This is a genomic window from uncultured Fluviicola sp., from assembly GCF_902168135.1.
In the GTDB taxonomy this organism is placed as follows: domain Bacteria; phylum Bacteroidota; class Bacteroidia; order Flavobacteriales_D; family Crocinitomicaceae; genus Fluviicola.
In genome coordinates this window covers 75021-89542 of the sequence record NZ_CABHOL010000015.1, presented here as the reverse complement: position 1 = coordinate 89542, position 14522 = coordinate 75021, and the positions used below count along the sequence as shown (strand labels likewise).

Sequence of the window (14522 nt, the reverse complement as noted above, 5' to 3'; positions counted from 1 at the left end):
AATAAATTGAAAAGAAGTGGAGAAAGTTATTCGTATTCAAAACGGGAGAATTGATCAGCTTGGTCAGACAGTTCTTGATAACATCAATTTCGAGGTGGAATCGGATGAATTGGTTTTTCTAATCGGTAAAACAGGTTCCGGGAAAAGCAGCTTGTTGAAAGTACTTTACGGGGAATTGGACCTGACTGAAGGTTCGGGATCCATGGTAGATTATGACCTGAAAAAGCTTTCCAAGCGGCAGATTCCAAACCTTCGCCGCAAATTGGGGGTTGTTTTCCAGGATTTCCAGTTGCTTTCCGATCGTTCGATCAATGACAACCTGCGTTTTGTAATGAAAGCTACGGGCTGGAAGGACAAGCGCGAAATGGATCAGCGAATCCGGACGGTTTTATCCATGGTGGGTTTGGAAGGAAAAGAACATGTTCAGCCTCACCGGCTTTCCGGAGGAGAACAGCAGCGCGTGGCGATTGCAAGAGCTTTGATCAATCATCCCAAAGTAATTATTGCCGATGAGCCGACAGGAAACCTGGACCCGGAAACATCTACGGAAATCATGCACCTGATCGTTGCCGTAGCAAAAGAAGAAAAAGCTGCCGTGATCATGGCAACACACGATATGTCTTTGATTGAAAAATTCCCGGGAAGGGTTTACAAAGTAGAAAACCGCGAATTAAAGGCTTTGGATACGATGCATCGCTTCGATCCGTTCCAGCCGCTGTTTGATTAATAAAACCACATAGAAGCATAGAACACATAGTTCTAAATGGATATTTTCTATGTTCCTATGTGACCTATTGTGGTTAAAAATCCGATCTCTTCCAGAACTTCTTTCAATTTCTCAACTCCAAACGCTTTCTCCAGATCTTCCAGCCGATTTTCCGCCGGACGGTTTTCCGCCAATACCTGTTTTATTTTTGAGGCTAATGGCAATACAGGATCCCAGATTTCACAGTGTTTCTCCAAACCGCTTGTCCCGGTCATTTCTTTGGTGGCAATGCACGTTTTTCCGGTAAGCAATGCACGGATAACTTTCAATTTGACCCCACTGGATTTAAAACCGATCAACAAGTGCAGTGAACAGCTTCTCATCAGATCATTCAATTCGGAATCGCCCGGATTTGCAACGCATTTCCAGCCTTGCCCCTCAATTTTCTTTACGAGGTTGACACTTGGGTTCTTCCCGGCAATTACGATTGGAAGATCGAATTTCTCCCGTTTGTTTTCTTCGATCAGTTTCTCAATAGCTTCCCGGTTTTCGGGAACGGATAAATTTCCGTGATACAATCCAAATGGTTCCGATTCGATGGGTGATAATACCAAATCAGGATGGATTGTAACGGGAAGATAAACAGTCTGAAAACCCCCGTTTTGGTAATATTCCCGGTCGCTTTTCGAAATGCATAGAAGCGGAATTCCTTTCAGTTTCAATTCCTGCTTTCGCAGTTTTCGGGATTCCAAACCGAAAAATAAGCGCTCGGAAGTAGTCTTTGCGTCAGCTGTTAGGTCCCGATAATACTGCCATTCAATGTTGTGCATGCGAACGGCTACTTTCCGGTTATTTTTGATGAGCTCATCGACCCAAAAGGTACTGTGCTGTCCTTCCAGTAAAATGGGAGCATCATCCGCGAGTAAACGCTTGAGTAATTCTTCCGAGTTCCTGCTTTTTACAATGTAGGGAAGGCTCGACAGTGCCGATTTCACCCCGTTTTTTCGATCGTAGTAATAAATTTCATCGGCGATTTCAGAAAAATCGTGATTTCTTCCGCGCCCGTATTCGTAGCAGTGAAGGATTACGGAATATCCCAGTACCTTTAATCCTTTTGCTCTCAGGAATACATCCAGCACACCGCCGTAATCCGGTGGAAACGGAACATCAAAAGAAACAACGTGGATTTTTTTATGCATGGACTTTCGGATAGAATTCGTTTAACTGCTGTACTTCAACCTCCCAATTCTCTTTGCCGGCAGCAATTTTACAGTTGTTTTTCCAGCGGTCCATCAATTCGGGATTGTTTAGAACGGCCTGTACTTGCTGAGCCAGTTGTTGCGGGTCGAAATCGCTTACGATTTCCCCAACCTCGTAACTTTTTACCAATTTAGCAACTTCTACCAGGTCGGAACAAATAATGGGCGTTGAAGTATGGATGTAGTCGAAAATTTTATTGGGTAATGAAAACAAGTAATTCGGGTTTGTGGGCTGGTCGAAGCTCAAACCCAGATCAGCTTGCTGCGTGTATTGAAGTAATTCCGAATAAGGCCGTTTTCCAAAGAAAAGTACCCGATCCTGCCAGTTTTCTTTTTCAACCAGTTTTTTCATATCGGGGATAATATCGCCGTTCCCAACAATGATTAAAACAACATTCTCCAGGAAAGGCATCATCCGGATTGCTTCTTCAACTCCTCTGTCGACATTCAATCCGGCACCCTGCATGATCAGGATGTGTTTCCCTTCCGGAATTCCCAGTTCTTTTTTTGAGCGGATTTGAGCAGGGTTCCAAAGTGGAGAAACATTGCGGACCACTTTGAGCGAAACACCGTATTTTTCGCGGTATTTTTCAGCAATCGATTGATTGACGGTGCTCACGAACTTCAGTTTGGGAAAAATGAAACGTTCGATCCGCTCCCAGACAGCTTTTACTTTCGGCCTGCTGATCAATTCGGGAACTTCTGTGAAATACTCGTGGGAATCGTAAACCAGTTTTTTTCCTTTCAGTTTCGAGACCAGGTAATTCGGAAGTAATGTGTCCAGGTCATTGGACACCAAAATAGTTGACCGACGAAAAAGCAGGAACCAAAACAGGCGAAAGTTGAACCATGCATAGAACAAAGCACCTTTTTCATAATACATCCGGAAACGTTTGGTGCGGTAACTCCGGTATTCCATTTCCTGGCTCGATTTGAGTTTGCGCCCAACGAGCAGCACGTCGTATCCCTGGTTTTCAATAAACGAACAAACCTTATGGACACGCTGATCGGTGTTCAAATCATTGATAACGCTGACAATAACTGTTGGTTTTTTCAATCTATAGTTTTACGATGCGTTCAATGCGTTGCAGTGTTCCGTCAGAAATGCGGACCTGGTAACTGCCTTTTGCAACGGTGCTCAAATCAAAAACGCTGATACCTCCTGAAATAGTTTGCTGGATTTGAATTCTTTTTCCGGTCATATCCAACAATTCCAGGGAAATGTTTTCACCGGAGATTCCGGATAAGTCAATTTTTAGCTCATCAGATACCGGGTTCGGATAAATGGATACCGATGCCAGGTGACTTTGCTCCAGTCCAAGCGGATTGGTAAGAATGATGTTGTAATCTTCTACTTCACCGTAATTGGTATTTCCACAAGGTTGTATCGGGCCTTCTCCTCCTTGTGCAGGGTTGAAAACAATCCGTGTACGCATCTTAACAATTCCCGTTACTGCGTTGGAAGGAACTGTAAAATTGAAAACGAGTGATGAGCCTGCAACAATGGATACAAAAGCGATGCGCTCGTTGGGATCATCGAAGTCAAAATCACTGTTGAAATCGATCCAGGCAGCAATCTCATCTCCAACATAAGCACTACCGGGAGGTCCTCCGCTAATTTGAGGAATGATTGCAATGCTGTAGGTTTGACCCTTGACCAATGTTGTACTTAAATTATAATTGCTGTAGTTGGTACATTCGCTTTCATTGTTAATGGTTTCCAGGATCACCTGCTGAATGAACTCATCGCAATACGTAGAAGCTGCTGTGCATGGAGACGTAGCAGTTGTCACATAGATGTAATCAGTTTTTAGCTCAGAGTCTGAACCGGCGCTATTCGCAACCGTTAGTTCAACAGTGTAAGATCCAACTGCAGTAAAAATAAGTTGCGGATTCTGTGAATTTGCGTTTGTTCCCCCTATAAAACTCCAACCGGTGGCGGGAGTGATTGTCCAGGACCAGGAAGCAGGAGTTCCGGTAGACTGATCTGTAAATTGAGAAGTACCACCAATGCTAACAGTTGTTGGATTTGCTACAAACTGTGCCACAGGAGTTGAATTAATAACGCACGGAGCAGCTATTCCATTCAGGTAGGTAGCTCCTGTACTATTGGGATCCAACCAGGGTTTTAGCTGAGAGCTGTAAGTAGAACCATTTTGATCCCAGTCGGAATAGAATTTTCCATACAGATCGGGCATGTCAGGTCCGGTTTGTCCGTTGTTCGAACAAGCAGACCTACCTCCTGAAAGCTGTCCGACAATTCTTCCGGCAGCGTTAAAAATAGGAGAACCTGAAGATCCGCCTTCCGTAACTCCATGACCATTTGCTGTGGCAGACCAGTAAACTTTCCAATGTGCATTGGGAGCTCCGCCATTGTATGTTTCGGAATCCAACTCTTCCGTATAAGTAGAGATTTTTTTGGAACTTCCTGCCGGATGGTGGATTCCTACTCCGTTTGAAGAAGTAGTATTCGTTCTGTCCCAACCGGCATAAAACACTTCATAAGAGGAAGGCGGTTGTGCGTTTAGTTCTACGAGGTAAAAATCAGATCCCGCAACTCCGGAAGGTCCCGGAGGATTATTCAGTGTTCCGTTTCCGGAAGATGCTCTTACGATTCCGCCGGTCATTGTTTTTGATCCCTTTGAAGGGTCTGTATAATTCCCTGATCCGGGTGAACAGGTTGTTTTTTGGTATTTCCAGTACCAAACCCATGTAGCAATGGACTGCCCTGCTACACGTTCACCGCAATGCCACGCTGTTAAGATGTAAGGTTTGCAGTTATTTGCAGTGTTATTGATGGTAGAAGCCGAACAAACATACGTTCCGGTCCCGTCATTAAAAGTATAATGTACAACTGATCTGATCTGGTTTCCCCAGTTGTTTCCTTCCGAACAAGCCACATCCACTTCACAGTTTCCGGCTTTCTCAGAAGTTTGTTCACCGGTGCTAAAAGCGTCCACATGTTCTTCAACGCCGCGGTAGAAATAAACAACTTCCTGAATAGTGAAAACAGGAGTTTCCTGAACCCATGCCGGTGCACTGTATTCCAGGTACATGTCTTCTCCCTGCACCATTTCCATCGCCTGGAAGTCATCGGTTGCAGAGCTGTAGGCTCCCAACACTTGTTTTCCGTTTGCGTTGTAGGCAAATAACTTTCCGCCTGCGGGAATCTGAACAGTTTCGGAGAAATACAACCCAAGTGCAAGAGCGCCTTTTCCTGAAATGACCAATCTCCAGACTTTCGTTCCGTCAGGTAATAAAGTCCAGCCACCTGAATTGTTCATGGTGATAGAAACCGGAACATTCAAACCAACCCGGTAAGCACCTTTGGAATCATTTACTGCATCTTCATTCTTTGCCGCCGCAACATTCGGTTTGCTAAGGATATAAACAGAAGGAGCATATTGAAACGGAGCAACGCCGTCAGCGGTCACTTTTTGCAACCCGATCGGAAGTCCGCCCTCACTTATCTGTGCATTTAATGCTGTACCAAGCGACAGGAATATGCCGAGCATTAAAAGATATTTTAGCATTGTGCTTATATTTATGTGTAGTTTTCTCAAAATTACACTCTTTTAACACAAGAAACCAAACTTAAAAACGCTTTTTTATTGAAGTTTGTCGAATGAATAAAGTTCTAGTTATCGAAGATGAGCAAAGTTTGCTTGAAATCATTCAATTTAACCTGGAATTGGAAGGCTATTCCGTATCTACCATTAACAACGGAAGAGAAGCTTTAACAATGAAAAACCGATTGGATAACTATGACCTGGTGATTTTGGATGTGATGCTTCCGGAAGTGAGCGGATTGGATATTTGCCGTGCTTACAGGGAAGTGTCGAATGTCCCGATTATTTTTATTTCGGCGAAAGGAAATACCATCGACCGGATTGCAGGATTGAAACTGGGAGCAAATGATTACCTGCCAAAACCGTTCGATCTGGAGGAATTTATTCTGCGTTGCTCTGTTTTGGTGCAGCCCAATAAAAAACAGATCCACATTCCTTCTGAAATAAAAATTGGAAATTACCGGATACTGCCGGCTTCTTTTGAAGTAGAAAGTATGCTTACCGGTGCGAAACAGGAATTGAGCAAACGCGAGATGGAACTCATTCAGCTTTTCTTTTCCCGGAAGGATGAGGTAGTTTCCCGCGATGAAATCCTGAATACCTTATGGACCAATGACCAGTTTCCAACGGGAAGAACGATTGATAATTACATTTTGAGCTTCCGGAAATTATTCGAAGAAGACCCGAAGAATCCGCAGTTTTTTCATTCGATCCGCGGTGTCGGATATAAATTTACCTTACCTGATTAATCCTATCTTTGCAGCATGGTTGTAGAACTTGACAGAGAAATAACAGAAGAAAAAAGACTGCGTTACGATAAAGCCTATTTGAGAATGGCTCAAACCTGGGCGGAACTATCGCATTGTGAACGGAAAAAAGTGGGCGCTTTGATAGTGCGCGACGGGAGAATTATTTCTGACGGTTATAACGGAACACCGGCAGGTTTCCCCAACTGCTGCGAAAATCAACAGGGAGAAACCGAATGGTACGTATTGCACGCGGAAGCAAATGCCATTTTAAAAGTAGCCCGCTCTACCAACGACTGCAGCGGTGCAACCTTGTTCATTACACTTTCCCCTTGTAAGGATTGCAGCAAGCTTGTCCTGCAGGCCGGAATAAAAAGAGTTGTTTACATGACGGAATATAAAGATACGACTGGTGTTGATTTCTTAAAAAGCGCCGGCGTTGAAGTTGTCCATATCTCAGATCCGAACGAATGAATAGAAAATATGCCTTTGTTTATCCAATCCTGCTGATGGTTTTTTTGGCCATTGGTTTGCTGCTTGGATCTAAATTAAACCAGCCTGCTCAGCAGCAAGTTTCCGGTAATTATTCCAAAATGCAGGAAATCATCGGCTTGCTGGACAGGGAATATGTGGATTCGATCGAAAGCAAGAAATTATTCGAGAAAACCATCTCGGATATGCTTCATGAACTCGATCCGCATTCGAATTATATCCCGTATGAGGACCTGCAGACTGTAAATGAACAAATTGACGGGAAGTTCGGCGGAATCGGAATTCGTTTTGCAATTATCCGTGATACCTTGTGTGTTACCAATGTGATTCCCAATTCTCCCTCTTTCGGTACGGGAGTTTTGGCCGGAGATAAGATCCTGATGATCGACGGAAAGAATGTTGCCGGCAAGAAAATCAAGAATGAAGACGTATTGGGTAAGTTGAAAGGCGAGCCGGATACGAAAGTAAGAGTCCAGCTTTACCGCAATAAAAAGAAGATCGAAAAAAACATAGTACGTGGGGTTATTCCAATACCTTCCATTGTATGCGCCCAGATGCTGGATGAAAAAACCGGGTATATCCGCTTGGATAATTTCTCGGTTACCAGTGCGGAAGAATTCCATTATGCAGCCTTACAGTTAAAGCGGGATGGAATGCAAAAACTTATTTTCGACCTCAGAGACAACGGTGGCGGAGTTCTTGATGGAGCAGTAAAGATTGCAGATGAATTTTTACCCGAAGGTCAAAAGATTGTGATGATCAAAGGAAAAAAATTCCTGAATACCACTCGCTATGCAAGAGCGGGCGGATTATTGGAAAAAACGCCATTGGTAATATTGATCAATGAAAACTCTGCTTCGGCTTCTGAAATTGTAGCCGGTGCTATCCAGGATAACGACCGAGGAATGATTGTCGGACGGAGATCTTTTGGAAAAGGATTGGTGCAGCAGGATTTCTCGCTGATGGATAAAAGTGACCTGAGATTGACAATTGCGCGTTATTACACGCCATCGGGGCGATGCATCCAAAAACCTTTCGGGGAAAGCTATGAGGATTATTACCACAGCAATGAGAAGCGCAGGGATAACGGGGAATATTTCGCCCCGGATTCGACCATTTTCAAGAATGCCAACAAATTCAAAACACTCAAAGGAAGAATCGTTTATGACGGCGGAGGAATCAGCCCGGATATTTTTGTTCCCCTGGACACATCGAATTCGACGATTTATTATTTGACCTTACGTTATTCGGGAGTGTTTCAGCAGGTTGCTTTTGATTTTGTGGCAAACAAACGACACGAGTGGTCTTCAATACAGGAATTCACGAAGGAATTTGAAACAACCAAGCCGCTTTTGCAAAAGTTGATCAAAGAGGGCGAAAAAATGAAAATTCCATACAGTGCGGCAGATTACAAACGAAGTGAGGGATTGATCAAACAGGCGATGAAAGCAGAAATTGCCCGTCAGCTGTTTATCGAGGAAGGCTATTTCTTTATCGTCGCTTCGTATGACAAGGAAGTTCAAAAAGCGCTCCAGTTCCTGAAGCGCTGATCTTTTCTGTTTTATCGTTTAAGGACCGGATGTGAACTCAGCGATCCGTTGCAGTTCATCGAAATGAAATAGGTCCCGGCTTTTACTTCCGAGCCTGTATCCGACAAACCGTCCCATTCAAATCCGCTGAATACCGACTGAATGGTTTGTTTGCTGCAAAGGGTGCGTACCAATCTTCCCTGGTAATCGTAAATCGCCAGTGAAACCACATCTCCGGCCTTCAGATCTGCAGGTTTGATAGAAACACTTTCCGAGAATGGAACCGGATGTATTTTCCAGTCATCGTCAGATGTAAGCTCCTGCATACCGAGTGAAATCAGGCTTTCCAGGTCAATTAATTCATCTCCTTGCTGGTACTGTAGAAAATGGAAGTAGACCAGGAACATTTCATCTGTGGTGCTTTCACCCGCAAATACCCACACCGGCGGATTGTTCGGATTGTGCATATTGTTGACAGTATTGTCGTAAGTAGCCTCACCTTTCATAACTGATCCTACAGGGACTTTCTGCAAATACTTGAAGAAATAGAAATCCTGCCAGTGGAAATCCCAGTGTGGGATATCGGCAAATTTTACCGTATCATTGGCCGGAGTTACGGCATAGGCACGAATGTTATTCCCCAGTAAATGCATGTGCGGGAAGACACTCAGCACACTGTAATTAATCGGAACTCCGCCTGAATTGGGGTATTGTGCCGTAAAGGATGTCACCTGGTTCGGAGGAATGGAAAGTGACCAATTTTGAAGTACCGGTGCAGCATACACTTCCCGGATACCCGTTTCACCCGGAGGATAGAAGTGCAGAATGACTTTCGTACTGTCGTATTGTCCGAAACTTCCATCCGGATAATGCATCGCGAATACAATATTGCTGTTGGCGGGAATCGACATACCGAGTTTAAACCCGGTCGCGGAAGGGAATATCAAAGGTGAAGCCCCGGGAGTATATCCACCGATCATCGTAGATGACTGGGGGGGACCTCCGCAATTTCCGCCGATAGTGTCGCCCTGGTAAGATCCTGTTGGATCAATGTAGATCAATGCATGATGCACGATTTCCCGGTTTCCGGGAACGATTTCCATGGCGCGCACGTAGCGATTTTGGGTCAAACCTGTAGGAAGACTGAAGCAGACGTAATCATCTTGTCCGTTAGCTTTACTTTGATACAATGGAATTTGCAGCGTCAGATCGCCGTTTCCTAAAATGCTTCCGGAATTAAAAACCGGGGGTGCCGGTGCATTTGCCGGGTTTCCTTCGGGTGCTCCGTTTGCTATCCAGTCCAGCATCGTGGTTTTATCCGCTGCACTCAGAGCTCGGGAATGACTGTATTGCTGGTAGTTTTCATCCGGAGGCCATGGAGGCATTTCGTTCATAGAAATTGCATCATGAATAGCTGTTGCCATCGGGCTTACCTCTGCATAGCTCATTAGCGAGAAGGGGGCAATTCCACCCGGATGATGACAGGTAGCGCATTTATTGTACACAATGGAGGCCGTATTGTCGCTCCAGGTTTGTGCAGCAACTGAAGAGCTCGCAAAGAGCATCAGAAAGGCTAGTTTTTTCATAGTATTCGTTTTTCAAAATTAAATCTAAGAGAATATCTGTTGATTTCCAATTAATTGAAATTTTTAAAGCCGGAAACTTCTTGCCGGATAATCGGTGAGATCTTTCTTTTCCGGATAAGTTTAATCTTAAGGCGTAACATGTGCTGTTTGAGAACAATTGCAGTTTAATGTTTAACTTCACTTCAAAATCACAAGTCATGAAGTATTTTCCGTTGGGAGCTGTAAAAAAAGAAAATCCGAATCTGCAGTTTCCGCTTTCCGAAGGTCAGAAGGAAGAGTTCCTCGAAATAGTTAAAACCCTTTTTCCGGATGCTTCTGAAATGGACGAAGTGCAGCTTTGGAGCGTTTGCTCGAATCCGAAAGGAGTCATTTTTGCTTCATGGACGGAGGAAAACACCAGTTTGATCAATACTCTCAGGAAGCAGGATTTTTCGGAACTGTTCGTAGATTCCTCCAAAATCAGCGAACATGCTCTTTTTGAAGAGTACAGAGTATTCCTGGAATTGTACCTGTTCCCGATTTTCACCGCTCGATTTTCAGCTGTTTCTTCAAAGAACATTCATTTTTTTATGAGTTACTCGGTCTTGTTGCCCGATTACCAACAAAATTTGGTGCAGGATTCTTTATCCGATTGGATTTTCAAGCAGAAAGAGGAGCTCAGCCTGGCAATTAATAAAGCTAAAAAAGATACGGATCTGCATCGCCTGGTTCATTCATTCCTGAGTTCGAATATGATCACAGCCCTGGATTTATTGAATGTGAACCATTACCGCGTAAAAACCCAATTATTGGAGTTCTTCATGAGTTTGGCCTATCACCCGAAAAGTTCTACGCGGTTTTTGATGTTTTTGACCAATAAATTGTTGGAGATCCGGTTTACGGACGAACACAAAAAACAGCTCGGCAATTTTGGGACGGATGTAAAAAAAGGAAAGATCGTAGTTGAATCAACACGTGTTTCCTGGCTGCGGCTGAGCCTGGTGATTTTGATCCTGCTGCTTTGTATAAGTGGAATTATTGCCCTTTTCTTCGTAGAGGCTGATCCGGAAACAGACATGCTCCAGGAGAAAACAGCTTACATGGAATTCAGCAGGGAAGAGCGCCTGAAATTGGATTCACTGATCACAGAAATCAAAAGTGAAGAACGGATGATCAATGACGCACAGCTCGACTCGAATTTACCCTTTGTAGGAATTGACCTGGTTCAAAAGCGCGAATGGAGGAATGAACTTTTCAATAAATTGTACCAAAACTGGGCAGGTAATGATTCTGTTCCGTTTACAAAATTCTTCACCCAGGGAAAAACTTACGGGAAACCCTATGTAAAAACAAGGGATTTGGACCGAAAATCCGGGGAAATTGCGGTGGAATTACACAATGAGACGGACCGAATGGTATTGATCGTGGTTTTTCAGAATAATAAGCAAGAACCGGTTTATACTTCCTATGTTGCTGCAAAAACGCTTGCGGAGTGGAAAATCAATATCGGGGAATACCTGTTTGTTTTGCCGGGGAACAAAGTTCCTTCCGATGCAGCGTTCGGGGATCTTCCATTTAAAGAACTGGATGCTCATTTCTTTGAAAACCTGAGTATTGCTTATCGGGTAGATTATATCAACACAAAACGAATCAAGCTGGTTTGGGAAAACCTGGGGAATAACGAATCCTATTTGGTGGATTTGTCCGGAGCATTGATTAAAGAGTAGAAAAGGATCAAAATGTTCAAATGTTCAAATGTTCAAATGTTCAAATTGAACCCTTTAAACTTTTTGAACCATTAAACTTTCAGTATTGGCCAAAAAAGAAGAGAGACCGGAAATAAGATCTCTCTTCACACGCTACCTAACTAAACCTAACTACTACTACTTATACATCTATTAACGCAGGTTTTTGCCATTTGGTACATGTGAAAGGTGTAATTAACGTCTTTTAACTAATCTTATAGGCGTGCGATGCATCGTGTGCCTACTTCAACCACTTCCATGAGTTCATTAATCTTCTGTTGGTGAGTATTTTACAATGTCAATGCCAATTCCGTTGGGGTCCTGGATCGCAAAATGCCTGTCACCCCATGGTTCATCCCGGAGATCGACTTTTAATTCAACATTTTTTTGTTTCAGTTCTTTGTAAAGACTGTCAATATCTTCTACTTCAATGGTCAGATAAACTCCCTGGTTTTGAAAAGGCGATTGGAAAACAGGCTGCTGACTCGGATGATTGGGAAGTAAAAAACTAATTTCTGCTTCGTGGTTGGGTGTATGCAGCAACAGGTAGAATTCGTTTTCAAAGGTTACACCAAATCCCAGGATTTCTGTGTAGAACGCTTTTGTTTCTGCCAATTTTGGCGTGATGATTCCTGCATTTAATTTCATCTTGATTTGATTTTTAGTTGTTGAACTTGCTTGTGAAAATACACTTAACGCTAAGAAAAATGTACTCATCAATAAAAGGATTCGCTTCATCTTTTCGAATTTGATTACCCTACAAAGTTCGGATAAGCAAAAATGAAGGAATAGTAAAAATCGGACAAGTTTATCTGCCGAATGCCTTGCTGGGCGTTACACCGTAAAAATTCTTGAATTCCTTTATGAAGTGCGACTGGTCATAATAACCTGCATCAAAGAACAATTTGTTTTGCTGTAAACTTTGTTTGGAAGGTTTGGCTCTCAAAATGTTTTGAAACCTTACAACTTTGCTGAACGTCTTGGCGGTGTCGCCGATATAAAATTCAAAAAGCCTGCGTAGCTGTCTTGAACTGATACCGGTATCTAAATCTGTTTCAATGTCGATTACGCCAAAATTTTTCAAAATGATTTCTAAAGCATCGTATAATCGGCTGTCGTTATCGAAAGTTGTTTTTGAAATTAATTCCAGGAAGTATTCGTCGAGGATTTTCTTTATTTTTTCGGGGTGGTGTGTTTCATTGAACTGGTTGGAAATAAAGTCTGATAAATGTGGCACAACGGACGCTAAAGATTCGTACCGATTGCTCAATTCCATTGCGTTTATTTTGAAGAGCTGCGGAAACATCGTTGGCAGGAAACGAACACCTACATAATTGAAGCTGTTGGCAAGTGGAAATTCCGTAAACTTTTTACAGAATCCCATCACATAATTGTGCTCCGGATTAGTGAGTTCAAAGTAAACATCCATACAACCGTCGGCCACAACCCGGTAATTAAATGGTTCGGAAAGTTCCCGTGTGGTTTTAAGCTGCCAATAACAATAAATGAATGATTGAAGTCTGAGCTCCGGCAGAAATTCGGTGTACGTAACGTTACCATCGGATTGTCTGACTGTTGGCTGAACAGGAGTATAGAGTGTTCTTAAATTTGTATCCTTAAGGTCGTTCATATTCTTTTCAGCGTCTTTCGTTAATTGATAGATAAGTCCAAACTTTCCTAAAAACAACAAGAGAGAAGCAGGCGCTCCTCTCTTGTTCCAACCTAAACTACTACTACTTATGAAAACTAACCTCTAAAATCATAACAAATAATGTACCAAAGTATTTTATTTGTTTCTGATGATAGCGTATACAAAGATAACGGACACATTTCGATTTTGTTTCATAACTAAGTTCTTTTTAACATTAATTGGAAATCGGGAAATTTACTGAAATAGGCGCTTAAGATAAGATTTCATGTATCTTTGACGACGAATTATAATATATCCTCTCTGAAGGCATGAAAGTTATCGATCATTTAAACGCAGCGAAAGACACGCTATTTTCATTTGAAATTCTACCTCCGTTAAAAGGAGCGAATATTCAATCCATTTACGACGGCATTGACCCCTTAATGGAATTCAAACCGAAGTACATCAATGTAACCTATCACCGCGAAGAATTTATCTACAAAGAGCGCGAGAAAGGATTGCTTGAAAAGATCGCCATCCGAAAAAGACCGGGAACGGTTGGTATCTGTGCGGCGATTATGAACAAATATTATGTAGATGCAGTTCCGCATTTAATTTGCGGCGGATTTTCCCGCGAAGAAACTGAAAATGCCTTAATCGACTTGCAATTCCTGGGAATTGACAACGTGCTGGCATTACGAGGCGACTCGATCAAAACAGAGTCTACATTCAAACCGGATCCGGAAGGACACAAGTACGCAGTTGAGCTTATTGAGCAAATCGCGGAAATGAATAAAGGAAATTACCTGGTAGATGATATTCAACTGGCACCTACAGATTTCTGTATCGGGGCGGCCGGTTATCCGGAAAAGCATTTCGAAGCTATGAACCTGAGCACAGACTTGCTTTATCTGAAAGCCAAAGTGGATGCAGGTGCTGAGTACATTGTAACGCAGATGTTCTTTAACAATCAGAAGTATTTCGACTTTGTAGACGCATGCCGCGCAATTGGAATTACTGTTCCGATTATTCCGGGAATCAAACCGATCACAACACTGAACCATATTTCCTTCTTGCCAAAGGTTTTCCACATTGACTTTCCGGAAGAACTAAGCAAGGACCTGATTAAGTGTAAGAGTAATAAAGAGGTTTTTGAAGTGGGTGTTGCGTGGGGAATCCATCAGTCGCAGGAACTTAAAAAGGCCAATGTACCGGGAATCCATTATTATACGATGTCAACCTCTGAAAGCGTTAAGACGATTGCAGAACAAATATTCTAAT

General features: G+C 42.9%; 12 protein-coding genes. 6 read left to right on the top strand and 6 right to left on the bottom strand.

Annotation, left to right across the window (positions count from 1 at the left end; genetic code table 11):
* Positions 1–16: 16 nt before the first annotated feature.
* On the top strand, positions 17–727 hold the full coding sequence (locus tag QZT69_RS03470) for a cell division ATP-binding protein FtsE (RefSeq protein WP_294670545.1): 711 nt from the start codon (positions 17–19) through the stop codon (positions 725–727).
* A gap of 47 nt (positions 728–774) precedes the next feature.
* Here the strand turns inward: QZT69_RS03470 and QZT69_RS03465 are convergent, their stop codons facing one another.
* From QZT69_RS03465 to QZT69_RS03455, 3 genes are read right to left on the bottom strand one after another with little or no spacing between them, the layout of a single operon-like run.
* Positions 775–1905, bottom strand: a complete 1131-nt coding sequence (locus QZT69_RS03465; protein ID WP_294670543.1) for a hypothetical protein — start codon at positions 1903–1905, stop codon at positions 775–777.
* Positions 1898–3022: a glycosyltransferase gene (locus QZT69_RS03460; protein WP_294670541.1), complete on the bottom strand. Its 1125-nt coding sequence runs from the start codon at positions 3020–3022 to the stop codon at positions 1898–1900. The genes QZT69_RS03465 and QZT69_RS03460 overlap by 8 nt, the downstream gene beginning before the upstream one ends.
* A 1-nt stretch (position 3023) precedes the next feature.
* On the bottom strand, positions 3024–5480 hold the full coding sequence (locus QZT69_RS03455; RefSeq protein WP_294670539.1) for a GEVED domain-containing protein: 2457 nt from the start codon (positions 5478–5480) through the stop codon (positions 3024–3026).
* A gap of 110 nt (positions 5481–5590) precedes the next feature.
* Between QZT69_RS03455 and QZT69_RS03450 the strand changes: the two genes are divergently transcribed.
* Genes QZT69_RS03450 through QZT69_RS03440 form a run of 3 tightly spaced genes read left to right on the top strand, consistent with a single transcriptional unit; the run spans position 5591 to position 8322 of the window.
* Positions 5591–6283, top strand: coding sequence for a response regulator transcription factor (locus tag QZT69_RS03450; RefSeq protein ID WP_294670537.1), 693 nt, complete (start codon positions 5591–5593; stop codon positions 6281–6283).
* A gap of 15 nt (positions 6284–6298) precedes the next feature.
* Positions 6299–6754: a dCMP deaminase family protein gene (locus tag QZT69_RS03445; RefSeq protein ID WP_294670535.1), complete on the top strand. Its 456-nt coding sequence runs from the start codon at positions 6299–6301 to the stop codon at positions 6752–6754.
* Positions 6751–8322, top strand: coding sequence for a S41 family peptidase (locus QZT69_RS03440; protein WP_294670533.1), 1572 nt, complete (start codon positions 6751–6753; stop codon positions 8320–8322). The genes QZT69_RS03445 and QZT69_RS03440 overlap by 4 nt, the downstream gene beginning before the upstream one ends.
* Positions 8323–8333: 11 nt before the next feature.
* On the opposite strand, the gene QZT69_RS03435 is transcribed toward QZT69_RS03440, so the two are convergent.
* Positions 8334–9887, bottom strand: coding sequence for a FlgD immunoglobulin-like domain containing protein (locus tag QZT69_RS03435; protein ID WP_294670532.1), 1554 nt, complete (start codon positions 9885–9887; stop codon positions 8334–8336).
* Positions 9888–10084: 197 nt separating this feature from the next.
* Here QZT69_RS03435 and QZT69_RS03430 point away from each other — a divergent pair, with 197 nt between their 5' ends.
* Positions 10085–11593, top strand: a complete 1509-nt coding sequence (locus tag QZT69_RS03430; RefSeq protein WP_294670530.1) for a hypothetical protein — start codon at positions 10085–10087, stop codon at positions 11591–11593.
* A 285-nt stretch (positions 11594–11878) separates the two neighbouring features.
* Here the strand turns inward: QZT69_RS03430 and QZT69_RS03425 are convergent, their stop codons facing one another.
* Both QZT69_RS03425 and QZT69_RS03420 read right to left on the bottom strand, forming a co-directional pair.
* The gene (locus QZT69_RS03425; RefSeq protein ID WP_294671359.1) at positions 11879–12259 is read right to left on the bottom strand and encodes a VOC family protein; all 381 of its coding nucleotides are present in this window, start codon (positions 12257–12259) and stop codon (positions 11879–11881) included.
* 160 nt (positions 12260–12419) lie between these two features.
* Positions 12420–13241 (bottom strand): helix-turn-helix domain-containing protein, encoded by an 822-nt coding sequence (locus QZT69_RS03420; RefSeq protein WP_294670528.1) that lies wholly within the window; start codon positions 13239–13241, stop codon positions 12420–12422.
* 329 nt (positions 13242–13570) lie between these two features.
* On the opposite strand from QZT69_RS03420, the gene metF reads away from it, so the two are divergent.
* A complete protein-coding gene (metF, locus tag QZT69_RS03415; RefSeq protein WP_294670526.1) occupies positions 13571–14521 on the top strand; it encodes a methylenetetrahydrofolate reductase [NAD(P)H] in 951 nt (316 codons plus the stop codon).
* The last annotated feature ends 1 nt before the right edge of the window (position 14522 follow it).

Bases quoted from the DNA above. Each gene is read 5' to 3' on its own strand.
- QZT69_RS03465 (WP_294670543.1), bottom strand. From the start codon at position 1,905: ATGCATAAAAAAATCCACGTTGTTTCTTTTGATGTTCCGTTTCCACCG.
- QZT69_RS03455 (WP_294670539.1), bottom strand. From the start codon at position 5,480: ATGCTCGGCATATTCCTGTCGCTTGGTACAGCATTAAATGCACAGATA.
- QZT69_RS03450 (WP_294670537.1), top strand. From the start codon at position 5,591: ATGAATAAAGTTCTAGTTATCGAAGATGAGCAAAGTTTGCTTGAAATC.
- QZT69_RS03445 (WP_294670535.1), top strand. From the start codon at position 6,299: ATGGTTGTAGAACTTGACAGAGAAATAACAGAAGAAAAAAGACTGCGT.
- QZT69_RS03440 (WP_294670533.1), top strand. From the start codon at position 6,751: ATGAATAGAAAATATGCCTTTGTTTATCCAATCCTGCTGATGGTTTTT.
- QZT69_RS03435 (WP_294670532.1), bottom strand. From the start codon at position 9,887: ATGAAAAAACTAGCCTTTCTGATGCTCTTTGCGAGCTCTTCAGTTGCT.
- QZT69_RS03430 (WP_294670530.1), top strand. From the start codon at position 10,085: ATGAAGTATTTTCCGTTGGGAGCTGTAAAAAAAGAAAATCCGAATCTG.
- QZT69_RS03425 (WP_294671359.1), bottom strand. From the start codon at position 12,259: ATGAAATTAAATGCAGGAATCATCACGCCAAAATTGGCAGAAACAAAA.
- QZT69_RS03420 (WP_294670528.1), bottom strand. From the start codon at position 13,241: ATGAACGACCTTAAGGATACAAATTTAAGAACACTCTATACTCCTGTT.
- metF (WP_294670526.1), top strand. From the start codon at position 13,571: ATGAAAGTTATCGATCATTTAAACGCAGCGAAAGACACGCTATTTTCA.